Source organism: Bradyrhizobium sp. SZCCHNGR1005, from assembly GCF_032489995.1.
Classification (GTDB): domain Bacteria; phylum Pseudomonadota; class Alphaproteobacteria; order Rhizobiales; family Xanthobacteraceae; genus Bradyrhizobium.
Genome location: NZ_JAUEZC010000004.1, coordinates 706,688 through 728,852 on the forward strand (window position 1 = coordinate 706,688; position 22,165 = coordinate 728,852).

The window sequence follows — 22,165 nt, forward strand, 5'->3', positions numbered from 1 at the left end:
ACCCCGGCTGTTCTGACCCGGCTTCTCAACCTGGCGGCGCGTGCCGGGACAGGTGTTTTGCGCCGCAGTTGAGCCGCATTCCGCGGTTTGGTGGGCAATAGCCCGTATCGAGCCCCGCGCCAATTGCAAAGATCGCCTGATGTTGCTCCGTATCGTGCTTCGCAAGAACCTTTCCGGCCTGATCTCCGCCGTGGTCGCCGGCGCGATGGCGCTCGTAACCGTGATGCCTGCCGCCGCCCAGCAGGGCAAGGGCCCGCCGATCCTGCGCGACACCGAGACCGAGGCACTGCTGCGCGAATATACGCGCCCGATTCTTCGCGTTGCGGGGCTTGAGAAGCAGAACATTCAGATGGTCATCATCAACGACGCGTCCTTCAATGCGTTCGTTGCCGACGGCCGCCGCATCTTCGTCAATTACGGCGCGATCATGCAGTCGGAGACGCCGAACCAGCTGATCGGCGTCTTGGCCCACGAAACCGGCCATCTGGCCGGCGGCCATCTTGCCAAGCTGCGCCAGCAACTGGCGAACGCGCAGACCCAGATGATCATCGCCACCGTGCTCGGCGCCGGTGCGCTTGCGATGGGCGCACGCGGCGGTGCCGGCAACGGGCTCGCCAATGCCGGTGCCGCAGCCCTCGCCGGCCCCGGCGAGATGATCCGGCGTTCGCTGCTGTCCTACCAGCGCCAACAGGAGGAAAACGCCGACCGCGCCGGCGTCAAGTTTCTGACCGCGACCGCCCAATCGCCGAAGGGCATGTACGAGACCTTCAAGCGTTTCACCAGCGAGAGCCTGTTCGCAGCGCGAGGCGCCGATCCCTATCTGCAGTCCCACCCGATGCCGGCCGATCGTGTCGAGGCCCTCGAGGGGCTGGCCCGGCAGAGCCCGTATTGGGACAAGAAGGACGATCCCGCGCTCCAGCTCCGCCACGACATGGTCCGCGCCAAGATCTCGGCCTTCATGGAGCGGCCCGACACCGTCGCCCGGCGCTACCCGCAGACCGACAACAGCCTACCGGCGCGCTATGCCCGGGCCATTTCGACCTACCTGCACGGCGACCTGCGCAGCGCCCTCGCCCAGATCGACACCCTGATCCAGGTCCAGCCGAACAATCCCTATTTCTACGAGGTGCGGGGTCAGGCCCTCCTCGAGGGCGGCCGGCCGGCCGAGGCCATCGCGCCGCTGCGCAAGGCGGTCCAGCTCTCGGGCCATGCTCCGCTCATCGAGATGTTACTTGGGCAGGCTTTGGTTGCCACGGATAATAAGGCCTACACCGACGAAGCGATCACGATCCTGCGCGCCGCGGTGTCGCGCGAAACCGAAGCGCCGCTCGGCTACAGCCAGCTCGCGATGGCCTATGGCCGCAAGGGCGATTATGCGGAAGCTGATCTCGCATCGGCACAAGCAGCCTTCCTGCGCGGCGACAACAAGACGGCACGCGAGCTCGCCTCGCGCGCCAAGACGCGGTTTGCAGTCGGCTCGCCCGGCTGGGTGAAGGCCGACGACATCGTTTCGACAAAGCCGCTTCCCGGCCAAAAAGGCGAATAGAAATCTCGGTTACAAATCTCGGTATAGTCTCGCCTTGCAGACCCGACCACGACCAACGATAAGGACACGATCGTTTTGACCCAGAGAGCCACGTACATGTCGTCACTCCGCCCCCTCTTCCCTGCGCTGGTCGCGCTTTCGTTGTGTGCCGCGCCGCAGGCGGTGTCTGCAGAGAGCTTTTCCGACGCTCAGCGCGGCGAGATCGAGACCATCATCAAGAACTATCTGGTTTCGCATCCCGAAGTCCTGGAAGAGTCGATGACCGAACTCGGCAAGCGCCAGGCTGCCGCGGAAGCCGCCAAGCATGAGGCGAGCATCGCCAAGAACGCGGATGCGATCTTCAATTCGCCGCGCGGCGTCGTGCTCGGCAACAAGGACGGCGACGTCACCTTCGTCGAATTCTTCGACTACAATTGCGGCTACTGTAAACGCGCCATGGCCGACATGCTCGACCTCTTGAAGAGCGACAGCAAGTTGAAGGTGGTGCTGAAAGAATTCCCGGTGCTGAGCCAGGGCTCCGTCGAGGCGGCGCAGGTCGCCGTCGCCGTGCGGATGCAGGCGCCGCAGAAATATCTCGACTTCCACCAGAAGCTGTTGGGCGGCCGCGGCCCTGCCGACAAGGCGCACGCGCTCGCGGTGGCCAAGGACCTCGGCCTCGACATGAACAAGATCGAGAAGGACATGGCAGGCCCGGAAGCCAAGGCGACGATCGAGGAGAATTTCAAGCTCGCCGAGGACATGGGGATGAACGGCACGCCGAGCTACGTCATCGGCAACAAGGTCGTGATCGGTGCCGTCGGACTCGAGGGCCTCAAGGAGAAGATCAGCAACGCCCGCTGCGGCAAGGCAACTTGCTGATTGAAGCGCCTGCTATCTCACGTCGAGCCAACTAACACTCGCAAGGGTCGGTTGAAGCAACCGGCCCTTGTTGTTTGTACGGCTGATGATCGTGCGGTCATCTTGTGTTCAGCAAGCTGAGCATCCGTTCAGAAAGCCGCGAGCGACAACAAAATCCTGGAACCAATCGCAGCGTACGGAACATCTCCAATCTCCTGCAGTTGTCGGCGCGGGCAATGCCGATAACACGAGGAGGATTGAGAATGACTAATCGCTTGATGGTATCCGTTGCGGCGATCGCGCTGATCGCCGGTGCCGGATTTGCGCACGCGCAGGGCGCGGGCACCGGTGGCCACGAATCCAGTGGTGCTGCAATGCAGGGCGGCGCGACGGGTGGCACGACGTCGGGCCCCGGCTCGAGTGGCAGCGCTACAATGAACCGCGACGGCACATCCCCGTCCGCGGGCGGCTCCAAGGAGATGAAGTCGAGCCAGTCCGAGCAGAAGGGCAGCGCCAAGGGGCAGCATGCCGAAGACAACATGCGTGGTCAGAAGTCGAAGAGCATGAGCTCGGAGAACGAGACCAAGGGCGGCTCCAAGGAGATGAAGGCTGAAGGCCGCGACAGCAAGACCGGCACCAGCAACGCTGAGAATCGCGAGGGCCGTAGCGGCACCAATATGAACGCGCAAAGCCGAGAGGGCGCCAGCGGCACCAACATGAACGCGCAGAGCCGAGAGGGTGGCAGCGGCGCCAACATGAACGCGCAGACCAAGACCGGCACCGATCGTTCGCAGGTCACCACCGGCCAGGCGGGCGCCGGCGCCAAGCTCTCGACTGAGCAGCGCACCAAGATCTCGAGCGTGATCCGCAGCCAGCACGTCGAGTCGCTGAACAACGTCAACTTCTCGGTCTCCGTCGGCACACGCGTGCCGCGCGACATCCACTTCCGTCCGCTTCCGACGGAAGTCGTGAGCATCTACCCGGAATGGCGCGGATTTGACTTCATCGTGGTCCATGACCGGATCGTCGTCATCGATCCGAACACCTACGAGATCGTCGCGGTTCTGGACGCCTGATTGCGACCCGGCGCGTGAAGAGACAGAGGGCGGGCAGCAATGCCCGCCCATTTTCGTGGCTGGGCTCATCGCTTTTCCGCTGCAGCGCCGTCATGGTGGTTAACCTGCGATTTCCACAGCTTCGGCGCACGTTTTTATAAGCCGGTTGAGCGATCTGGGGTAACATCCTGCCCTGCGAAAGGCTTCCCCTTCGCAGTTTTGTTACATATAACCCCGGCCACCTGCCGCCACATTGCCGGGATTGGGATGGCCGAAGCCCCTCAGCAGACGATCTACGTTCTCAACGGACCCAACCTTAACCTGTTGGGCACCCGCGAGCCGGAAACCTATGGCCATGCAACCCTCGCCGACGTCGAGAAGCTGTGCATCGACACGGCGGCGGCGTACGGCCTGACCGCGGAGTGTCGCCAGTCGAACCATGAGGGTGTGCTGGTCGACTGCATCCAGGAGGCCCGGGCCAAGCAGGCGGTCGGCATCATCATCAATGCGGGCGCCTATTCTCACACCTCGATCGCGTTGCACGACGCGTTGATGGCGGTCAAAATCCCCGCCGTGGAGGTGCATATCAGCAACATCCACGCCCGCGAGAGCTTCCGGCACCATTCTTTCACCGCGAAGGCGGCGTTTGCATCCGTTTGCGGGTTCGGCATCGACGGCTATCGATTGGCCATCGCCGGGCTTGCCGAGAGAATTGGCGCCGGAAATACCAACAAGGCAACGGCCTAAGGCCTTTCCGCCCGGCAGAACAGCAAGAAGAGTTTTGGATCACCATCATGGCGCGCCAGCCCAATGACAAGACACCGATGAAATCCGACGACAGCGAGCTGATCCGCGAACTCGCGGCCTTGCTCGACGAAACCAGCCTGACCGAGATCGAGCTTGAACGCGCGGGATTGCGCGTCCGCGTGGCACGCAACGTGACCGTGGCGGCGGCCGTCCCCTCGGCCGTGACCGCCGCTGCGGCCGGCGTGCCGGTCGTCGTCGCGGCGGCTGCGGCCGGCGCCGATCTGTCGAAACATCCCGGTGTGGTTCCGTCGCCGATGGTCGGCACCGCCTATTGGGCACCCGAGCCCGGCGCCAAGCCATTCGTCGAGGTCGGGGCCAAGGTCACGGTCGGCCAGACCTTGATGATCATCGAAGCCATGAAAACGATGAACCAGATCCCCTCCCCGCGCGCGGGGACTGTGACGCAGATCCTGGTCGAGGATGGCCAGCCGGTCGAGTTCGGCGAGCCGCTGGTGATCATTGAATAGGAGCGAAGAGCGAACGGGCGAATAGCGAAGTTGTTCATTCCCTGCTCGCTATTCGCCACTCGCCCATCGAGGCAACATGTTCGACAAGATTCTGATCGCCAATCGCGGCGAAATCGCCCTTCGCATTCTGCGGGCTTGCAAGGAGCTCGGCATCTCCACCGTCGCGGTGCATTCGACCGCCGACGCTGATGCCATGCATGTGCGGCTCGCCGATGAGAGCGTCTGCATCGGACCGCCGCCCTCGAAGGACAGCTATCTCAACGTTCCGGCGCTGCTGGCCGCCTGCGAGATCACCGGCGCCGACGCAGTGCATCCGGGCTACGGCTTCCTGTCCGAAAATGCACGTTTTGCGGAAATTCTCGCCGAGCACAACCTGCACTTCATCGGCCCCAAGGCCGAGCACATCCGCCTGATGGGCGACAAGATCGAGGCCAAGAAGACGGCCAAGCGCCTTGGCATTCCCGTGGTGCCGGGCTCGGACGGCGCGGTCGCGCCCGATCAGGATGCGATGGCGATCGCCAAGGAGATCGGCTTTCCGGTGCTGGTGAAGGCGGCAGCCGGCGGCGGCGGTCGCGGCATGAAGGTCGCGCACACCGAGGCCGATCTTGCGCTCGCGCTGACCACCGCCGCCAACGAGGCCAGATCGGCCTTCGGCGACGCCTCGGTCTATCTGGAAAAATATCTGCAGAAGCCGCGGCATATCGAAATCCAAGTCCTCGGCGATGGCCGCGGTGGTGCCATCCATCTTGGCGAGCGCGACTGCTCGCTGCAGCGCCGCCATCAGAAGGTCTGGGAAGAAGGCCCCTCGCCCGCACTGGACGCGGCAGGCCGAGCCAAGATCGGCGAGACGGTCGCGAAGGCGATGCAGGAGCTGAAATATCTCGGCGTCGGCACCGTCGAATTCCTCTACGAGGACGGCGAATTCTATTTCATCGAGATGAACACCCGCATCCAGGTCGAGCATCCCGTCACCGAGATGATCACCGGAATCGATCTCGTGCTGGAGCAGATTCGCATCGCCGCCGGCGGCGATCTGCCGATGACCCAGGACGAGGTCGTCATCAACGGCCATTCGATCGAATGCCGCGTGAATGCCGAGAACCCGGTCACCTTCCGTCCATCGCCCGGCAAGATCCAGCAATATCACCCACCCGGCGGCCTCGGCGTCCGGATCGATTCCGCCGTCTACCAGGGCTACGTGATCCCGCCCTTCTACGACTCGCTGGTCGGCAAGCTGATCGTGCACGGCAAGACCCGTGTCGAATGCCTGATGCGGTTGCGGCGCGCGCTGGACGAAATGGTCGTCGAAGGCGTCGAGACGACGCTGCCGCTGTTCCGCGCGCTGGTGCGCGAGCCGGCGATCATCGACGGCGACTACCACATCCATTGGCTCGAGCAGTATCTCGCGGGGCAGAAGGCGGATTGAGGCGCTCCGCTCTTTTCTAAAGGCCGCCACGGAACCAAATCAGCACATCAGCGTTTTGGCTCGGGGAACGTTCCCCGCGGGGGCCATCAATTTTTCCGTGGACGATGAGCGTAGATCGTGGCGCCTGAGGTGAGACACAGGCGTACGCTGGGTCAGATCCTGCTGCTGTCGGCGGGCTTCTTGGTGCTGGTCGTGATCAGCACGGCCTCCGTGTTGCTGGTGGACAAGGCCCGCGACGACAGCGGCCGGGTGGTCCACACCATCGAGGTCGAAAACCAGCTGAACACGCTACTGCTCGATGTCCGCCGCGCCGAGAGCAATGCGCGCGGCTACCTTTTGACCCGCGGTGACGAGTTCTTGGCGGCGCACGACGCCGCTGTGGCTGCAATCCACCCCGACCTCGATAAGCTCGCGAGCTTGGTGGCCGACAATCAGCTGCAGGTGACGCATCTGGCTAGGTTGCGGAGGGAGATCGAAACCCGGCTCGGCCAATTCGAGCGTGAGAAGGCGCTGGCTGCACAAGGTGATGCGGCAGGAGCCGCCGCGTTGGTCCGCAGCGCGGCATCGAGCAATACCAACACGAATATCCAAGACACCGCTGGGCAGATGCGCACCGAGGAGGAACGGCTGTTTGCACTGCGGGCGGCCAGCGCCGACTCCAGCCAGAGCCTCGCGACGCTCGTGACCATCACGGGCTCAGGCCTGGTGGTGCTGCTTGCCGGCATTTCGGTTCTCCTGGTCCGCCGTTCCACCCGTGCCCGCGACGAGGCCGAAGCGCGGCTGCGGGAGAACAATCTCAACCTTGAAGCCACCGTCGACGAGCGCACCGCGGACTTGCGCGAGGCCAACGACGAAATCCAGCGCTTTGCCTATATCGTCAGCCACGATTTGCGCTCGCCGCTAGTGAACATCATGGGCTTCACCAGCGAGCTGGAGGAACTGCGCAACGACATCTTCCGGCGGCTCGCCACGCTGGCGCGGGCAGCCTCAGCCTCCCCGCCGCCCCCGGAGGGAGCCGAGCCCGAGCTCGGGGACACCGACAAGCAGCTCTCGGAGGATTTTTCCGAAGCGCTCGGCTTCATCAAATCGTCGATCGCCAAGATGGATCGCCTGATCACGGCGATCCTGAACCTCACCCGCGAAGGCCGCCGCGAATTCGTGCCGACCCGGATCGATCTACGCGAGCTGATAGAGACGATCGTGACGACGCTCGCCCATCAGGCGGCCGAGGCCAATGCGACGATCCGGGTCGAGCCGCTGCCGACCATCGTCAGCGATCGCCTTGCGCTGGAGCAGATCTTCTCCAACCTCATCGACAATGCGATCAAATATCTAAAGCCAGACATGCCCGGCGACATCGCGATCCGGGCGCGCACCAAGCTCGGCTTTGCGATTTTGGAGATCACCGATAACGGCCGGGGGATTGATCCGAAGGATCATCAGCGTATCTTTGAGCTGTTCCGCCGTGCGGGAGCCCAGGACCGGCCTGGACAGGGCATAGGACTTGCACATGTGCGCGCATTGGTTCGGCGCTTGGGCGGAACCATGTCGGTCGCATCGGACCTCGGGCAAGGCAGCACGTTCACCATCACGCTCCCGATCAACTGGAACGCCAGCAACCGGAACTTAGATCGATGACCATGCCCGTGACGATCATCATGATCGAGGATGACGAGGGACACGCCCGCCTGATCGAGCGGAACATCCGCCGCTCCGGCGTGAACAATGAGATCATCCCGTTCAGCAACGGTACAGATGCCGTGAAGTATCTGTTGGGGGACGACGGCAGCGGTATTGCGCACAAAGGGCGCGCGCTCCTGATCCTGCTCGATCTCAATCTGCCTGATATGACCGGCATCGAGATCCTGCGGACGGTCAAGGAAAACAAGTTCCTGAAGAGCGCGCCGGTCGTGATCCTGACCACGACCGATGACTCGCAGGAGATCAAGCGATGCTACGAACTCGGTTGCAACGTCTACATCACCAAGCCAGTGAACTACGAGAGTTTCGCCAACGCCATTCGCCAGCTCGGCCTGTTCTTCTCGGTCATCCAGGTTCCACCCACGGCATGACGTCACCCTCTCCCACCCTGCTCTACATCGATGACGACGCGGCGCTGGCGCGGCTGGTCGAACGCGGCCTCACGCGCTCGGGCTTCAAGGTGGAACACGCGCCCGGCGGCGCTGAAGGATTGGCGCGCCTCGAACAGGGCGGCATCGACGTGGTGGCGCTGGACCAGTACATGCCAGGGTTCGACGGTTTGGAGACGCTGGAGCGCATTTTGGCGCTGCCCGATCCACCCCCGGTCGTGTTCGTCACCGCCTCGCAAGACTCCAAGATCGCGGTGACGGCGCTGAAGGCCGGCGCCGCCGATTATCTCGTCAAGGACGTTCAGGGCGAGTTCGTTCCGCTCCTGCAGGTGGCTGCCGAAGGCGCGCTGCGCCAAGCGCGCCTGCAGAAGGCTCGCGACGAAGCCGAGGCCGAGGTGCGGGCCTCCCGTGACCGCTATGCCGCGCTCGCTGCCGAGCGCGAGGTGCTGCTCCGCGAGGTCAATCACCGCGTCGGAAACTCGCTGCAGATCATCGCCTCGCTTTTGCATCTGCAGGCCAACAGCAGCGCCCAGGAAGACGTCAAGGCAGCGCTCACCAATGCGATGGGACGCGTCGCGGCCGTGGCACAGGTGCATCGCCGTCTCTACACGTCGCACGACCTGAAGAGCGTGCTACTCAATCAATATCTCGAGGCGTTGCTCGAAGACCTCCGCCGCTCCGCGGAAGGCAACCGGATGTCGCGGCTGACCTTGAAGGCGGAGCCGATCGAGATCGATCCCGATCGCGCGGTCGCGATCGGAATCATTGTCAACGAGTTGGTGATGAACGCGGTCAAATACGCCTATCCGGATTGCCCGGGCCCCATCCATGTGGAGCTGGGCCTCGAAGGCGACGACATCGTCTTGTCGATTGCCGATAACGGCGTGGGCTTGAACGGCGCCGGCAGCGATCCACGCTCGACCGGCATGGGCCAGCGCATCGTCAACGCGATGGCGACCAAGCTCGACGCGACCGTACAGCCCGATCCAAGCCATCAAGGCACCAAGATCGTCGTGCGATTCAGCCGCACCAAGCAGACACCGCGGCCGGCCGCCGCCGCAGTGGGCTGAGAAGCGGCCGGCGCACAAGATGCGGTGATGGCCGGTCGCCTACGCGGCCGCCGCCTGCTATGCTTCAACCATGAATTCGCGCGAGTCTGCTGCGTCCGAAATCACGCCCGAAGTTCTGCTGCGCGCCTATGCCTGCGGCATCTTTCCGATGGCCGAGAGCGCCGACGATCCGAGCCTGTTCTGGGTCGAGCCCGAGCTGCGCGGCATCATCCCGCTCCACGGTTTCCGCGTCGCCTCGCGGCTGGCGCGCACGGTGCGCTCGGACGTCTTCACCGTCACCGTCAACAAGGCGTTCAAGGCGGTAATGGACGGCTGCGCCGAGCCGCAGGTGGGCCGCGAGGACACCTGGATCAACAAGCGCATCCGCGAGCTCTATACCGGCCTCTACGCGATCGGGCACTGCCACAGCGTCGAGTGCTGGCAAAATGACGAATTGGTTGGCGGCCTCTATGGCGTCAGCTTGGGCCGGGCGTTTTTCGGCGAGAGCATGTTTCACCGCGCGCGCGACGCGTCCAAAGTGGCGCTGGTGCACCTGGTGGCCCGGCTGATCGCCGGCGGCTTCGAATTGCTCGACACCCAATATGTCACCGAGCACCTGAAGACCTTTGGCGCGGTCGAGATCCCGCGCCGCCGCTACACCGCGCTGCTCGAGAAGGCGCTGGCGGGACCTGCGGCCAATTTCGCCAGGTTGCCGGTCGACCGCCCCATTTCAGGCGCCGAGGCGCTCGCGATCATCGCCGAGCGTGGATAGCGCGCTTCCATTCGCCGCGATGCAATCGCATCTGGTCGCTTGCGTCCGCAACGACGGCCGAGAACAGAGCTAGCGGAAAATCCCGAACGGGCCGCCGCCCGACTGCGGAGGCGGTGGAGGCGGCGCGGCCTGCTGGGTCTGATATTGCGGCGGCGGAGGCACCGGTGCTTGCGCGCGCGGCTGTGGCTGTCGCTGCGGCCGTCTCTGCGCCGGCTGCGAGGCGGGCGTCGCGGCCGGCTTCGACGGGTCGGGCGCGGCGCTGACCACCGTGGTCTGCGGATCTTTGCAGTCCGTCAGCCAGATATCGTAGATCGGGTGCTCGACGCCGTGGAGGCCCGGGCTCGCCGCGAACATCCAGCCGGAGAAGATCCGCTTCACCTCGCCCTGCAGGGTGATCTCGTCGACCTCGACGAAGGCGTCGGTGTTGGCGGCTTCCGTCGCCGGCCGCGTATAGCAGGCGTCGGTCTTCACCCGCAGCGCACCGAACTGCACGGTCTCGCCGATATCCTCGTCGAAATTGATGATCCGGCCGGTGATCTTGTCGAGCCCCGAGAACGTCGCCTTCTTGTTCACGATCTTCTGTGCCGGCGGCTCGGTCACGACCTCGTCGCCCGGCTGCAGGGTGGCCGGCGTCTGAGGCACGTTGCCGTTCGGCGGCACGGCCGCGTTCTGCGGCGCGCCGGCCGGCGGATTGCCCCTCGGCTGCCGCTGGCCGGGTGGCAGACCCGGCAGGTTCGCATTGGCGCCCGGAGCCGGCGCTGCACCCGGCTGTCCGTTCGGCGGCACCGCCGCCACGGGCGGGTTGGTCTGCGGCGCGACGGTGCTTCCAGGCGGCGGCGGCAAGGGTTGCGACTGCACCGGACCGGGCAGCGCGGCGCCCTGCCCTGGCGGCAGCCGGGGCGTCGGCGCCGGCAGCACCCGGCCTTGCGGCAGTTCCGGCACCTCTTCCTCCTCGTCCGGAGGCGGCATCGGTTCTCCACGGCGCGGAATATTGCCTGGAGGACGCGGAACAGGGTCAGAAAAGATCGTGCCGATCTGCGCCCGCGCCGGCAGAGGCAGCGCGAGGGAGGTGGCGGCCAGCAAGGCCGCGAGACCGGTGACAGTAATGAATCGATGCATCTCGCGCGGCTTTATCAGGCGAATCGGGGTCTTGGACAGTCTAATGGCGTCATGTCCCATCCGCCGCTCTCGATCGGGTACCCCGTTAACATGCCGAATAAGGCGACGAAAGGGCGACTTCCCGGCGTACCGCGGGCTGGCCGGGCGCCTGCACAGATGAGATAGTCGGCCAAACCGCAAGTTCCACCTGCGGCAACAAGAAGCATCCGGCTCAAGCGGGTGCAGAATGAGGAAACAATGCCCGCTTCCCTTGGCCTTGACGGCAAGGTTGCCGTCGTCACCGGTGCTGCCGGCGTGATCGGCGCCGCAACGATGCGGCTGATGGCCGCGCGCGGCGCCCGCATCGTCGCGGTCGACCGCCGCGAATCCGATCTGCAAGCCGCGATCGCCGAACTGCCGGCGAGCGCCGAAGCTCTCGCGGTCGTCGCCGACGTGACTCGCGAGGAGGATGTAGCCGCTTATGTCCGCGCCGCGTGCGACCGCTTCGGCACGATCGACGTCTTCTACAACAATGCCGGCGTCGAAGGCGAGATCAAGCCGATCACCGACTATCCGCTGGACGCCTTCCGCCGTGTGCTCGACGTCAACGTGGTCGGCGTGTTCCTCGGCTTGAAGCACGTGCTGCCGGTGATGCTGGCGCAGAACCGCGGCGCGATCATAAACACGGCCTCGATTGCGGGGTTGATCGGCTCGCCGCAGATCGCAGTCTACAGCGCCAGCAAACATGCCGTGATCGGCCTGACCAAGAGCGCGGCCTTCGAATGCAGCGGCACCAATGTCCGCGTGAACTGTGTCTGTCCCGGCCTGATCGACAGCCGCATGCTGAGCGCGATCGTCGCAGGCCGCGGTGGCGGATCGGTGCCGCATGACAAGCTCGTCGAGCGAATTCCAGCCCGCCGGCTCGGACAAGCTTCGGAGGTCGCCTCCATCATCGCCTTCCTGGCCTCCGACGAGGCGAGTTACGTCAACGGCTCCGCCTACACTGTCGATGGCGGACGCACCGCCGCGTGACAGCAGCTCATTCAAGAGGTCACTAGCCAATGCCCGTTACGCTCGATGCCGATGCCGCCGCCGTCTACAAGGCCTTCCAGGAGGCTGGCCGGCCCGCATATGAAACGCTCACGCCGGACGAAGCGCGCGCCTATTACTTCGCCGCGCGCGTTGTCACCAATCCGGAACCGCCCGAACTCGCCGAGGTGCAAGAGTTTGCCATCCCTGCTCCCCACGGCGCGATCCCGGCACGGCTGTATCGGCCGATGCGGCTGCCGGACGGGCCCGCGCCAGTCTTGGAGTTCTTCCACGGCGGCGGCTGGGTAATCGGCAATCTCGACACCCACGACATCGTCTGCCGCAAGCTCGCGCATGAAGGCGAACTGATCGTGATCTCGGTCGATTATCGCCTCGCGCCCGAGCACAAATTCCCGGCGGCGGTCGACGATGCGGTGGGAGCCGCGCAGTGGATCGCCGACAACGCAGCTGCAATCGGCATCGACGCGAGGCGGCTCAGCGTCGGTGGCGATTCGGCCGGCGGCAATCTCGCCGCCGTGGTCGCGCTCGCCGCACGCGACGGCAAAGGACCTAAGATTGCGGGCCAGGTGCTGATCTATCCCGCCACCGACTTCACGATGAGCCATCCCTCGCACAGCGAGCCCGAGACCAGCGTGCTGCTGACGCATTCGGTGATCCGCTGGTTTCGCGACCATTATCTCGGCAGCGCCGCCGACGTGCATGATTGGCGCGCATCCCCGGCGCGGGCGGAGACGCTGGTCGGCCTGCCGCCCGCGTATGTACTGACGGCAGGCGCCGATCCCTTGCGGGACGAAGGCAACGATTATGCGTTGCGTTTGCGAGAGGCCGGCGTGGCAGTCACGTACCGGCATTTCCCGGGCCAGTTCCACGGCTTCTTCACCATGGGCAAATTGCTGGATCAGGCGAATGTCGCAGCCGTCGAGATCGGGGCGTGGCTGAGAGCGTTGAACGAGCGGGATGCGTCTTGCCAGACAGGCCGTTCCGTGTGATGTACGCCCTGGTATGCATCATGCCAGAGGCGCAACGACGATCTTTGCGCCGTCCTTTCGGGGCGTCTGACCGAAGACTTCGGGCCGATCCCCGTCGCGGCGTGACTGAAAATTCGAACAAATAGTCTGGGGAAGACCAAGGTATGGCGCGCAACATTCTGATCCTGGGAGCCTCATACGGCTCATTGCTGGCGACCAAGCTCCTGATGGCCGGCCACAACGTCACCCTGGTGTGCCGGAAGAAGACCGCGGATCTCATCAATCGCGACGGCACCGAGGTCCGCATCAAGCTGCGCGACGAGCCGGCCCACCGCTCGATCTTTTCCCGCGACCTGCCGGGGACCTTGGATGCGAAGGCGCCGAACGAGGTCGAGCTCTCCCGCTACGATCTGGTCGCGCTTGCGATGCAGGAGCCGCAATATACCAACCACACGATCCGGGTACTGATGGTCAAGATCGCCGAGGCGAAGCTCCCTTGCCTGTCGATCATGAACATGCCGCCGCTGCCCTACCTCAAGCGCATCCCCGCGCTGGCGAACATGGATTTGGAGGAAGCCTACACCAATGCCCAGGTGTGGGAACGCTTCACCCCGGGCCTGGTGACGCTCTGCTCGCCCGATCCTCAGGCCTTCCGGCCGCCGGAAGAGGGTCCAAACGTGCTGCATGTCGGCCTGCCGACGAACTTCAAGGCGGCGACATTCGCGGATGAGAAACACAACGCACTGCTGCGCGAGCTCGAGGCCGACATCGATGCGGTGACGCTGGAGGGCAAGGACGTTCCGGTCAAGCTCAAGGTGTTCGATTCGCTGTTCGTGCCATTGGCAAAATGGTCGATGCTGCTCACCGGCAATTACCGCTGCATCACGCCGTCTGAGCCGCGGCCGATCCGCGAGGCCGTGCATGGCGACCTGAAGCTCTCGCAATCGATCTATGACCATGTCGACGCGATCGCGCGCCGTCTCGGCGCCGACCCGAAGGATCAGGTGCCGTTCGAGAAATATGCGAAGGCGGCCGAAAGCCTGCTGAAGCCGTCATCGGCGGCTCGCGCCGTCGCCAGCGGCGCGCCCTTCATCGAGCGGGTCGACCTGTTGGTGAAGCTGATCTCGCATCAGCTCGGCATGCCCAGCGCCGAGATCGACCGCACGGTCGAGATCGTCGATCAGAAGCTGAACGAGAAGATCGTGGTGGGCGGCTCCAGCGCCCAGTAGCGCGGGCCACGACGACGTGCGGGCGCGCGCTGAGACCTCGCGCGCCCGGCTAGGCGGACGATCGCTGACATCGTCGGTAACGAGATGTGACTTTGCGCTGAAACCCTGCTGACGCATGGTCGCGCCGTTCCTTCATCTCGTTGCTCCGGACGTTCGAATGTTGTCTCCGCTGCGCGGCGCCCTCGCCCTTCCTCTTCAGGCCCTGACCTGGCTCGGCAACCAGGGCACCCGCGCGATCGCAGCCCTCGTGCTGTTCGGGATCGCGCTGCCGCCGCTTGGCGATCTGCTGCGGCCCTACGTCACCGAGGCGATCTTCCTCCTGCTCTGCATCTCCTTCATGCGGGTCGATATCTCGGCTCTGCGCGCGCATCTGCGGCGGCCAGCGCTGGTGCTGATGGCGACCGGCTGGACGACGATCGCCGTCCCCGCGCTGGTCGGCCTATCAGCGCATTTCGCCGCAGCCGATACCCACACGCCTGATCTGTTCCTGGCGCTGATGCTGCAGGCCATGGCCTCGCCGATGATGGCATCGCCCGCGCTCGCCGCGCTGATGGGGCTCGATGCGACGCTGGTGCTGATCACGCTCGTCACCTCGACAGCGCTGGTGCCGCTCACCGCTCCGCTGTTCGCCTCCATCTTCCTCCGGCAGATCCTGACCCTGTCACCGCTCGCGCTCGGGCTGAAGCTTGCAGGCATCCTCGCCGGCGCACTTGTCGTCGCCGTCATCATCCGCCTCGTCGCCGGCATCGAGGTGATCCGCCGCCATCGCGCCCCGATCGACGGGCTGAACGTGCTGATCCTGTACGTCTTCGTGGCCGCGGTGATGGGCCATGTCCTCGCCGACGTCATGGCCGATCCCCTACATATGCTGGCACTCGCCGCGCTCGCCTTTGCGATGTTCTTCCTGCTGCTTGGCCTCACCATTCTGCTGTTCCGCACCCGAGGATACGATCGCGCCATGGCGCTGGGGCTGATGGTGTCACAGCGCAACATGGGGCTCATGCTGGCCGCGACCGAAGGCGCGCTGCCCGGCACCACCTGGCTCTATTTCGCGATGAGCCAGTTTCCGATTTATCTGGCACCACAGCTGTTGCAGCCGCTGGCCAATCGGCTGCGCGCCGGCGCGCCCGCGCTCGAACCGCCGGCCGAGCCAGGTCGCGGGAAACAGGATCGCGAAATAGATCACGGCCACGATGGTGTAGACTTCGAGCGGCCGGTAGGTGTCGGCATTGATCAGGGTCGCGTTGTAGACGAGATCCGGTACGGCGATCACCGACACCAGCGAGGTGTTCTTGAGCTGGGTGACCGACTGGTTGACGTAAGGCGCGAGCATCGGCTTGAGCGCCTGCGGCAGGATGATGAGCCGCATCATGCGCCATGATTTCAGGCCGAGGGCGCGTGCCGCATCCCACTGCCCGCGCGGCACGCTCTCGATGCTGCCGCGTATGATCTCGGCGTAGAAGGCCCCGCCATAGAGCGACAGCACGGAGATCGCCGCGACATGCGCGGGGATGTTGACGCCGATCAGCACCGGGAAAGCATAGTAGAACCAGATGATCTGCACGAGCAGCGGCGTGCAGCGGAACAGCTCGATATAGGCGAGCAGCAACCAGTCGATCACCGGCAGTCGCCGGAGCCTGACCATGCCGACGATCAGCCCGATCATCGTGCCGAGAAAGATCGTGCCGACCGTGTAGGCCATGGTCCAGCCGATTCCGATCCAGAACAGCCGACTATATTTGGTGAGGATCGCGAAATCCCAGACGTAGTTCATGCCCTCTCCGCGGTGGCGCGATCGCGCGCCGATACTGTTTCGGCTCTCACAGGTAGCGGCTCGGGGAAAACGCCGCGGCGTCGATCGCTGGCGTGTCGCCTGCGATCATCGCGGCAATGGCAGCCCCCGTCGCCGGCCCCGTGGTGAAGCCGATATGCTGGTTGCCGAATGCAAACCACAGGCCGGCATGGCGCGGTGCCGGGCCGATCATCGGCAGCGAGTCCGGCAAGGTCGGTCGCGCGCCGCGCCATGGGACGGCCACCGCCTCGCCGAATTCCGCGACGCTACGCGCCAGCGGCACCACCTCTTCGAGCTGGGCAAGGTTCGATGGCGCGTCCCGGTCCGTCAGCTCGACGCCGCTGCTGACGCGGATGCCGTTCTCCATCGGCGTCATCACGAAGCTGCCCTCGGCATCGTGGATCGGACGGCCCAGGCCGCGTGCCGGGTTTGGCTTGAACTCCTGGTGATAGCCGCGCTCGAAGGCCATCGGCACCTTGTAGCCCAGCGGCCTCAGGATATCCGGCGACCACGGTCCGAGCGCGACCACGATGTGGCGGGCCCGGATCGCGCGGTCGGCGAGCACCACGCGCCAGCCCTCGGCATCCGTCAGCAGCGACTTGATCTCGGACATCAGCAATATGCCGCCTCGTCCCTCGTACATCCGCGCATAGGCCTTGGTGACGTTGCCCGGCGAATCGACCGAAGCCGTCTGGCTGTGCAGCAGCCCGACCTTGTAGGCCGGGATGATGCGGGGCTCGAGCGCGGAGATCGCCTGGCGATCCAACAACTCGCTCTTGATGCCGTACTCCGCCAGAAAATCGTGCTCGGCTTTGGCGGCCGCGATGGCATCGCTGCGCCAGACCTTGAGCCAGCCGGTCTCGCGGATGCGTTGCGGCTCCCCCGCTTTCACGATCCAGTCGCGGTGCAGTTTCAGTGAGGCGCCGATCAGGCCATGCAGCGCCGTCGCCCGCGGCTTCACCCGCGACGGCGCCGCGTTGGCGAGGAAGCGCAGCACCCAATCGGGATTGCGCAGCGTCCAGGCCGGATTCCAGCGCAGGGCCGCATTCTGGTTGGTAAGGTAGGACGGCAGCGACTTGAACAGCGACGGCTTGTTGAGCGGCAGGATCGAGGCGCTCGAGAGGATGCCGGCATTACCGTAGGAGGTCTCCTCTCCCGGCGGCTTGCGATCGACGAGAACGACGGAGAAACCGCGTTCGCGGATCGCATAGGCCGTCGATGTACCGACGATGCCCGCCCCCAACACGACGACATCTGTCGCTTGCTCGTCCGCCTCGCCCATCATCAGTTCTGCATACCTACATCAAGGTCAGTCCGCCATCGACCGGCAGCACGGCACCGGTGATGTGGCGGGCTTCCGGCGACACCAAGAACGCCACCGTCGCAGCGATATCGACGGGCTCAGCAAGGTGCTGCAGCGGATTGAGCTTGGCCGCTCTCTCCCAGGCGGCCGGATCGAGCGAGCCGAGTCGTCCGGCATCCTTGCGCGTATAGCCGGGTACGACGACATTGGCCGTCGCGCCTGACGGTGCAAGCTCGATGGCGAGGCACTTCACCAGAGCTTCCAGCGCAGCCTTGGCTGCCGCGGAGGCCGGAAAAGTGCCGCCGGGCACGAAACGATGCGCCACGAAACTCGAGATCGCGACGACGCGTCCCTGCGCGCTGCGCGTGAGATCGGGCAATGCGGCGCTCGCAAGTTCATGAAAGGCGCCCGGCATCACGGCAAAGGAGTGATCGAGTCTCTCGCGGGTGAGATCTTGAAAACTGCGGCGATCGGCGAAGCCCGCAGCATGGATGAGCGCGTCGACGGCGCCGAACCTCTCGCGCGTAGCGGCGACCAGTTCGGACGCGGTGCCCGCGACGGCGAGATCCCCGCAGCGCCAGACAACCTCGGCACCGGCCTGTCGGCATTCGTCGGCCACGGCGGCAAGCCGCTCCAGGCTCGCTTCATCCGCTCCCTGTCCGTGCAGCACGAGATGCTGGCCCGGCGCAGCCAGCCGGCGCGCCACAGCCGCGCCGATGCCGGCACCGCCGCCGGTGACGATGGAAATGCCCATGACCCCCAAATCGCAAACGATCTATCTTGGCCGGACTATAGGTCTCGCGTCCGCGAATGCCAACAATCGCGCCGGCATTGGTCCATGCGCGCCCGGGAAGTTCGAAGAGCGCCCGCACAGCACATCGAAGCACGTGCGGCCTTGAGTTTGAGTGGCGGTCCCGCGGCAAGGAGGAATCCGAACGCCCAATCCGCTGCGCCAGACAGACAGGACTAGACCGACAATCCTCCGCAGGTCACGACGATCCTCGCGGCCTGCCAGAACCAGGTCCCGCCATCATGCGCGGCCTGCAGGCTGAAGAAGCGTTTGTTCCAATGCGGATCATGCGTGAAGCGGATGTTCTCGATCACGAAGGCCTGCTGTTGCCGCTTCCATTCTTTCGCCCAGGCGAAATGCGCTTCGTCCAGTTGCTGCCGCAGCCTGGCGACTTCGACCACATAGGGCGATGGAAACAGAGCTCCGAAACTCATGGAGGTGGCCATGTGCGATCTTCTCGACCTCCTGGCGCATCGGCCGCGACTCTATCCCGCCCGCGCGGCGCGGCGCAACGCCTGCGGCGGCTGGCCGAAGGCGCGGATGAAGGCACGGCGCATCCGTTCCGGATCGCGGAAGCCGGTCAATTCGGCCACGCGCTCGATCGGCTCGTGCGAGGCCTGCACGCGCTGTCGCGCCGCCTCGATGCGCAGCCGCTCCACGGCCTTCGACGGCGTGCTGCCGGTCTCCGCGATGAAGGCGCGCGTGAAATGCCGCGCGCTCATCCCGGCGCGCTCGGCGAGATCGTCGACCGTCAGCGGCGCGCCGAGGTTCTCGCGTGCCCAGGTCAGCAACTGACCGAAGCGGCCGTTCGGCGCCTTCAACTCCAGCAGCGATGAGAACTGCGACTGCCCGCCGCTGCGGCGGTGATAGAGCACGAGTTGCCGCGCCGTATCCCGCGCGATGGCATCGCCATGATCCTCCTCGACCATCGCGAGCGCGAGATCGATTCCCGCGGTGATGCCGGCCGATGTCCAGATGTTGCCGTCGCGGATATAGATGCTGTCCGGTTCGAGCTTCACATTGGGGTAAGTGGCCAGGAATTGCCGGGTGCGCTGCCAATGCGTGGTGGCGCGCTTGCCCTCCAGCAGACCGGCTTCGGCGAGGACGAAGGCCCCCGAACAGACGCTGGCGATGCGAACGCCGCGCCTCGCGACCGACTGCACAAAGCGGATCACGCATGGATTGCGGCAGGCGGCATCAACCCCATCGCCGCCCGCAATCAGCAAGGTCGAGAGCGCGGCCGCAGATCCGAACTTGCGCGCCAGCATCTCCACACTCGATGAGGAGCGCACCGGCCCCGGTTGGGCGGCGATCACACGGATCGATGCACGTTTGCGCGCATAGCGTCCGGCGATCTCGAAGGCCGAGATCGGACCAGCCGCGTCCAGCAGTTGGAAATCAGGAAAGATGAGGACGCCGATCATCGGGTCTCCCTCCTATGTCGGAAAACGAGGGATTTTAGACATTTTGGACATCGAGCGGACCACGCATAATTGGCGCGGTCAAGCATCCCGTCGCTCAAATGTCCCGGAGGCCTCTCATGGCTGCGTCGCTTTCGATCGTGTTCGTGCTGTTTCCGCGCGTCACCCAGCTCGACCTCACCGGTCCCCTGCAGGTGTTTTCCAGCATTCCCGGTGCAAGCATCCATCTGGCGTGGAAGCGGATCGAGCCGGTGCCAACGGATTCCGTTCTCACATTGATGCCGACCACGACGTTCGCGGAATGCCCGCAGGCGGACGTCATCTGCGTGCCCGGCGGCTTCGGCGTGGACGAGATCCTCGATGACGCTGAGGTGATCGGCTTCCTGCGCCGGCAGGCCGGCGGCGCCAAATACATTACCTCGGTCTGCACCGGCTCGCTGGCGCTCGGTGCCGCCGGCCTGCTGGACGGCTATCGTGCTGCGACACATTGGAGCGCGCGCGAGTGCCTGCCCCTGTTCGGCGCAACCACCAGCACCGAGCGCGTCTGCATCGACCGCAACCGCGTCACCGGCGGCGGCGTAACCGCAGGCATCGATTTCGCGCTGACCCTGGTCGCGCATCTGGTCGAGCGCCGGATGGCCGAATTGATCCAGCTCCGGCTGGAATATAACCCTGCCCCGCCGTTCAACGCAGGGGGGCCTGATACGGCGCCGGCCGACGTGCTCGCGACGATGCTGGAGCGAATCGCGCCGGCGCGAGAGCGCCGCGTTGCGGTGGCCAGAAGGGCAGCCGAACGGCTGAAGCAGGCCTCGCCGGCCTGATTCGCCGCGTAACGAAAAAGGCCGCCGGATCACCCGAAGGCATCCTGGCGGCCTTTCCTGTTCTTACGGTGGCACCACATCTTGCGGGCGATTGCCGGACGAAGGCGCCGCCGAGGGCTGATCTCCTGGGGGGGCGCGAGGTCCTGGCTCGGGTGCCGCTGCATATCGGGGACAGTCGCGATTCTGTGCCCGAACCGACGCAGTGGATGATCCACCTCCGTAAGACGGGAACATTTGGCCACAACTTCAGGTGGTCATCAAGAGATCGCCGGCTCCCGGAGCACACACCATCCCCGTTAGTCCCGCAATTCACAGGCAGGACAACATCCGCGCAAACGGAGAGAGCACCCCGGCGCAAGGTGCCCCGGATCGGACAGGAATCAGTTGCCGGGGGTCCAGGCCTGATAATCGCCGGTCGCTTTCGGCCGGCGGCCGCTGGCGAGCGTCGAACCGGAGGGCCGGTAGGCCAACGGCGTCCCGGTCAGATTCGGCTGATGCGGCTTCTCCCATTCGCGGGGCTGGTAGCCGTCCTGGGTCGGCGGCACGTCGACCGTGTGGTGCATCCAGGCGTGCCAGGACGGCGGAATGCGGCTCGCTTCGGCCAGTCCGTTATAAATCACCCAGCGACGCTCGAAATGCAGCACCGGATCGATCTTGCCACCAGCGGTGCGGTAATAACGGTTGCCCTGCTCGTCCTGCCCGACCAGCTCGCCAAACCGCCAGGTCCACAATTGCGTGCCGAAGGTCTGACCGTTCCACCAGGTGAAGAACTTGAGCAGGAACTGTTTCATGCGCGGGAGCCGAGTTGGGACGGATGGGCCCTGATGCCACCCCGTCACCGACTTGTCCAGTACTGCCCCGCTCGGGAGCCGACGGCGGTTCACTCGCAACGCACGTCAAGGTGTGGGTCCCGATCGGGAACCTCCCTCCCCGGTTGCGGTTAGGTCCTTTTCCCCTGATGGAGTCTCATCAATGACCAGTCTGAAGAAAATGAGCGCCACATTGGCTGTGGCGCTGATTCTGCCGTTGGCGATGTCCACGGCGAGCTTCGCCCAGCGCGGCGCACCTGGGGGGGGCGCTGTTGGGGGTGGTGGCGCAGTCGGTGGCGGTGGAGGCCATGGCGGCGGAATCGGCGGCGGCCCGGGTGTTGGTGGTGGCGGCTTCGCGGGCGGCCATGCTGCTGCGATCGGCGGCGGTGGCTTCGCCGCGCGCGGCGGAATGGGCGGTCCGGGACCGGGCGTTGTGGCAAGCCCCGGCGCCAGGATCGCGGCCGGTCCGACCGTGGGACCTCGCGGCAGCTGGGCCGGTGGCGGCTGGGGCGGCGGTGGTTGGCACGGCGGCCGATGGCACCACCGCGGTGGCGGGTTCTGGCCGGGCGTCGCCGTCGGCGCCGCGCTGGGCTCATATGCCTATTATGGCGGCCCGGACTATTACTGGGATTACGGTCCAGACTATTACACCGACTACTCCTACTATGACGACAGTGCACCGGTTGCGGTGGTCGGCGGCGATGCGAGCTACTGCGCGCGGCGCTATCGCTCCTACGATCCGGCCTCAGGCACCTATCTCGGCTACGACGGTCTGCGGCATCCCTGCCCGTAACCACGCACGCAATACCCGTTCGGTGACCAAAGGCGGCGCCTC

The 22,165-nt window shown here is 65.1% G+C and carries 21 protein-coding genes and 2 pseudogenes; 16 read left to right on the forward strand and 7 right to left on the reverse strand.

The annotated features are described in order from the left end of the window. Window positions 1-139: 139 nt before the first annotated feature. The 10 genes from QXZ85_RS21055 (at window position 140) to aat (ending at window position 10,049) form a co-directional block, all read left to right on the forward strand. On the forward strand, window positions 140-1,546 hold the full coding sequence (locus QXZ85_RS21055) for a M48 family metalloprotease (RefSeq protein ID WP_315703727.1): 1,407 nt from the start codon (window positions 140-142) through the stop codon (window positions 1,544-1,546). Window positions 1,547-1,642: 96 nt separating this feature from the next. After that, window positions 1,643-2,404: a DsbA family protein gene (locus QXZ85_RS21060; RefSeq protein WP_315703726.1), complete on the forward strand. Its 762-nt coding sequence runs from the start codon at window positions 1,643-1,645 to the stop codon at window positions 2,402-2,404. A gap of 242 nt (window positions 2,405-2,646) precedes the next feature. Beyond that, window positions 2,647-3,459, forward strand: a complete 813-nt coding sequence (locus tag QXZ85_RS21065) for a DUF1236 domain-containing protein (protein ID WP_315703725.1) — start codon at window positions 2,647-2,649, stop codon at window positions 3,457-3,459. A 246-nt stretch (window positions 3,460-3,705) separates the two neighbouring features. Next, window positions 3,706-4,185: a type II 3-dehydroquinate dehydratase gene (gene aroQ, locus QXZ85_RS21070; RefSeq protein WP_316174831.1), complete on the forward strand. Its 480-nt coding sequence runs from the start codon at window positions 3,706-3,708 to the stop codon at window positions 4,183-4,185. Between the two features lie 47 nt (window positions 4,186-4,232). Then, the gene (gene accB, locus QXZ85_RS21075; RefSeq protein WP_315703724.1) at window positions 4,233-4,712 is read left to right on the forward strand and encodes an acetyl-CoA carboxylase biotin carboxyl carrier protein; all 480 of its coding nucleotides are present in this window, start codon (window positions 4,233-4,235) and stop codon (window positions 4,710-4,712) included. A gap of 76 nt (window positions 4,713-4,788) precedes the next feature. Next, complete coding sequence (gene accC, locus QXZ85_RS21080) at window positions 4,789-6,138, forward strand: acetyl-CoA carboxylase biotin carboxylase subunit (protein WP_315703723.1); 1,350 nt, start codon at window positions 4,789-4,791, stop codon at window positions 6,136-6,138. A gap of 117 nt (window positions 6,139-6,255) precedes the next feature. Beyond that, window positions 6,256-7,776, forward strand: coding sequence for a sensor histidine kinase (locus QXZ85_RS21085; RefSeq protein ID WP_315703722.1), 1,521 nt, complete (start codon window positions 6,256-6,258; stop codon window positions 7,774-7,776). Next, on the forward strand, window positions 7,773-8,210 hold the full coding sequence (locus tag QXZ85_RS21090) for a response regulator (RefSeq protein WP_315703721.1): 438 nt from the start codon (window positions 7,773-7,775) through the stop codon (window positions 8,208-8,210). Before QXZ85_RS21085 ends, QXZ85_RS21090 begins: the two co-directional genes overlap by 4 nt. Continuing rightward, window positions 8,207-9,298, forward strand: a complete 1,092-nt coding sequence (locus QXZ85_RS21095; protein ID WP_315703720.1) for a sensor histidine kinase — start codon at window positions 8,207-8,209, stop codon at window positions 9,296-9,298. The genes QXZ85_RS21090 and QXZ85_RS21095 overlap by 4 nt, the downstream gene beginning before the upstream one ends. Window positions 9,299-9,368: 70 nt before the next feature. Beyond that, complete coding sequence (gene aat, locus QXZ85_RS21100; RefSeq protein ID WP_315703719.1) at window positions 9,369-10,049, forward strand: leucyl/phenylalanyl-tRNA--protein transferase; 681 nt, start codon at window positions 9,369-9,371, stop codon at window positions 10,047-10,049. Between the two features lie 69 nt (window positions 10,050-10,118). On the opposite strand, the gene QXZ85_RS21105 is transcribed toward aat, so the two are convergent. After that, window positions 10,119-11,168 carry a DUF2155 domain-containing protein gene (locus tag QXZ85_RS21105; RefSeq protein WP_315764882.1) on the reverse strand — a complete coding sequence of 350 codons (1,050 nt, stop codon included), beginning with the start codon at window positions 11,166-11,168 and terminating at the stop codon, window positions 10,119-10,121. 237 nt (window positions 11,169-11,405) lie between these two features. Between QXZ85_RS21105 and QXZ85_RS21110 the strand changes: the two genes are divergently transcribed. The 4 genes and pseudogenes from QXZ85_RS21110 to QXZ85_RS21125 form a co-directional block, all read left to right on the forward strand. Next, on the forward strand, window positions 11,406-12,179 hold the full coding sequence (locus tag QXZ85_RS21110) for an SDR family oxidoreductase (RefSeq protein WP_315703717.1): 774 nt from the start codon (window positions 11,406-11,408) through the stop codon (window positions 12,177-12,179). A 29-nt stretch (window positions 12,180-12,208) separates the two neighbouring features. After that, a complete protein-coding gene (locus QXZ85_RS21115) occupies window positions 12,209-13,186 on the forward strand; it encodes an alpha/beta hydrolase (RefSeq protein WP_315764884.1) in 978 nt (325 codons plus the stop codon). 143 nt (window positions 13,187-13,329) lie between these two features. Then, window positions 13,330-14,394, forward strand: coding sequence for a hypothetical protein (locus QXZ85_RS21120; protein ID WP_315703715.1), 1,065 nt, complete (start codon window positions 13,330-13,332; stop codon window positions 14,392-14,394). 157 nt (window positions 14,395-14,551) lie between these two features. Further along, window positions 14,552-15,514, forward strand: a pseudogene (locus QXZ85_RS21125) (Na+-dependent transporter); the annotation flags it as partial. A gap of 6 nt (window positions 15,515-15,520) precedes the next feature. Here the strand turns inward: QXZ85_RS21125 and QXZ85_RS21130 are convergent. The 5 genes and pseudogenes from QXZ85_RS21130 to QXZ85_RS21150 form a co-directional block, all read right to left on the reverse strand. Further along, window positions 15,521-16,168: pseudogene (locus QXZ85_RS21130) on the reverse strand (amino acid ABC transporter permease); the annotation flags it as partial. Between the two features lie 46 nt (window positions 16,169-16,214). Next, on the reverse strand, window positions 16,215-17,471 hold the full coding sequence (locus QXZ85_RS21135) for an FAD-dependent oxidoreductase (RefSeq protein ID WP_315744782.1): 1,257 nt from the start codon (window positions 17,469-17,471) through the stop codon (window positions 16,215-16,217). A gap of 13 nt (window positions 17,472-17,484) precedes the next feature. Next, entirely contained in the window at window positions 17,485-18,243 is a 759-nt protein-coding gene (locus QXZ85_RS21140; RefSeq protein WP_315744783.1) for an SDR family NAD(P)-dependent oxidoreductase, read from the reverse strand. A 212-nt stretch (window positions 18,244-18,455) separates the two neighbouring features. Further along, window positions 18,456-18,725 carry a hypothetical protein gene (locus tag QXZ85_RS21145; protein WP_315764898.1) on the reverse strand — a complete coding sequence of 90 codons (270 nt, stop codon included), beginning with the start codon at window positions 18,723-18,725 and terminating at the stop codon, window positions 18,456-18,458. 39 nt (window positions 18,726-18,764) lie between these two features. Then, complete coding sequence (locus QXZ85_RS21150; RefSeq protein WP_315703708.1) at window positions 18,765-19,703, reverse strand: GlxA family transcriptional regulator; 939 nt, start codon at window positions 19,701-19,703, stop codon at window positions 18,765-18,767. A gap of 116 nt (window positions 19,704-19,819) precedes the next feature. Here QXZ85_RS21150 and QXZ85_RS21155 point away from each other — a divergent pair, with 116 nt between their 5' ends. Further along, on the forward strand, window positions 19,820-20,521 hold the full coding sequence (locus tag QXZ85_RS21155; protein ID WP_315703707.1) for a DJ-1/PfpI family protein: 702 nt from the start codon (window positions 19,820-19,822) through the stop codon (window positions 20,519-20,521). A gap of 380 nt (window positions 20,522-20,901) precedes the next feature. On the opposite strand, the gene QXZ85_RS21160 is transcribed toward QXZ85_RS21155, so the two are convergent. Next, a complete protein-coding gene (locus tag QXZ85_RS21160; RefSeq protein ID WP_315703706.1) occupies window positions 20,902-21,312 on the reverse strand; it encodes an NADH:ubiquinone oxidoreductase subunit NDUFA12 in 411 nt (136 codons plus the stop codon). Window positions 21,313-21,493: 181 nt separating this feature from the next. Here QXZ85_RS21160 and QXZ85_RS21165 point away from each other — a divergent pair, with 181 nt between their 5' ends. Then, window positions 21,494-22,123: a BA14K family protein gene (locus QXZ85_RS21165; protein WP_315703705.1), complete on the forward strand. Its 630-nt coding sequence runs from the start codon at window positions 21,494-21,496 to the stop codon at window positions 22,121-22,123. Window positions 22,124-22,165: the final 42 nt, after the last annotated feature.

Bases quoted from the DNA above. Each gene is read 5' to 3' on its own strand.
- aat (WP_315703719.1), top strand. From the start codon at position 9,369: ATGAATTCGCGCGAGTCTGCTGCGTCCGAAATCACGCCCGAAGTTCTG.
- QXZ85_RS21060 (WP_315703726.1), top strand. From the start codon at position 1,643: ATGTCGTCACTCCGCCCCCTCTTCCCTGCGCTGGTCGCGCTTTCGTTG.
- QXZ85_RS21055 (WP_315703727.1), top strand. From the start codon at position 140: ATGTTGCTCCGTATCGTGCTTCGCAAGAACCTTTCCGGCCTGATCTCC.
- QXZ85_RS21135 (WP_315744782.1), bottom strand. From the start codon at position 17,471: ATGATGGGCGAGGCGGACGAGCAAGCGACAGATGTCGTCGTGTTGGGG.
- QXZ85_RS21115 (WP_315764884.1), top strand. From the start codon at position 12,209: ATGCCCGTTACGCTCGATGCCGATGCCGCCGCCGTCTACAAGGCCTTC.
- accC (WP_315703723.1), top strand. From the start codon at position 4,789: ATGTTCGACAAGATTCTGATCGCCAATCGCGGCGAAATCGCCCTTCGC.
- QXZ85_RS21120 (WP_315703715.1), top strand. From the start codon at position 13,330: ATGGCGCGCAACATTCTGATCCTGGGAGCCTCATACGGCTCATTGCTG.
- QXZ85_RS21110 (WP_315703717.1), top strand. From the start codon at position 11,406: ATGCCCGCTTCCCTTGGCCTTGACGGCAAGGTTGCCGTCGTCACCGGT.
- QXZ85_RS21160 (WP_315703706.1), bottom strand. From the start codon at position 21,312: ATGAAACAGTTCCTGCTCAAGTTCTTCACCTGGTGGAACGGTCAGACC.
- QXZ85_RS21145 (WP_315764898.1), bottom strand. From the start codon at position 18,725: ATGGCCACCTCCATGAGTTTCGGAGCTCTGTTTCCATCGCCCTATGTG.
- QXZ85_RS21095 (WP_315703720.1), top strand. From the start codon at position 8,207: ATGACGTCACCCTCTCCCACCCTGCTCTACATCGATGACGACGCGGCG.
- accB (WP_315703724.1), top strand. From the start codon at position 4,233: ATGGCGCGCCAGCCCAATGACAAGACACCGATGAAATCCGACGACAGC.
- QXZ85_RS21105 (WP_315764882.1), bottom strand. From the start codon at position 11,168: ATGCATCGATTCATTACTGTCACCGGTCTCGCGGCCTTGCTGGCCGCC.
- aroQ (WP_316174831.1), top strand. From the start codon at position 3,706: ATGGCCGAAGCCCCTCAGCAGACGATCTACGTTCTCAACGGACCCAAC.
- QXZ85_RS21165 (WP_315703705.1), top strand. From the start codon at position 21,494: ATGACCAGTCTGAAGAAAATGAGCGCCACATTGGCTGTGGCGCTGATT.
- QXZ85_RS21155 (WP_315703707.1), top strand. From the start codon at position 19,820: ATGGCTGCGTCGCTTTCGATCGTGTTCGTGCTGTTTCCGCGCGTCACC.
- QXZ85_RS21090 (WP_315703721.1), top strand. From the start codon at position 7,773: ATGACCATGCCCGTGACGATCATCATGATCGAGGATGACGAGGGACAC.
- QXZ85_RS21140 (WP_315744783.1), bottom strand. From the start codon at position 18,243: ATGGGCATTTCCATCGTCACCGGCGGCGGTGCCGGCATCGGCGCGGCT.
- QXZ85_RS21150 (WP_315703708.1), bottom strand. From the start codon at position 19,703: ATGATCGGCGTCCTCATCTTTCCTGATTTCCAACTGCTGGACGCGGCT.
- QXZ85_RS21065 (WP_315703725.1), top strand. From the start codon at position 2,647: ATGACTAATCGCTTGATGGTATCCGTTGCGGCGATCGCGCTGATCGCC.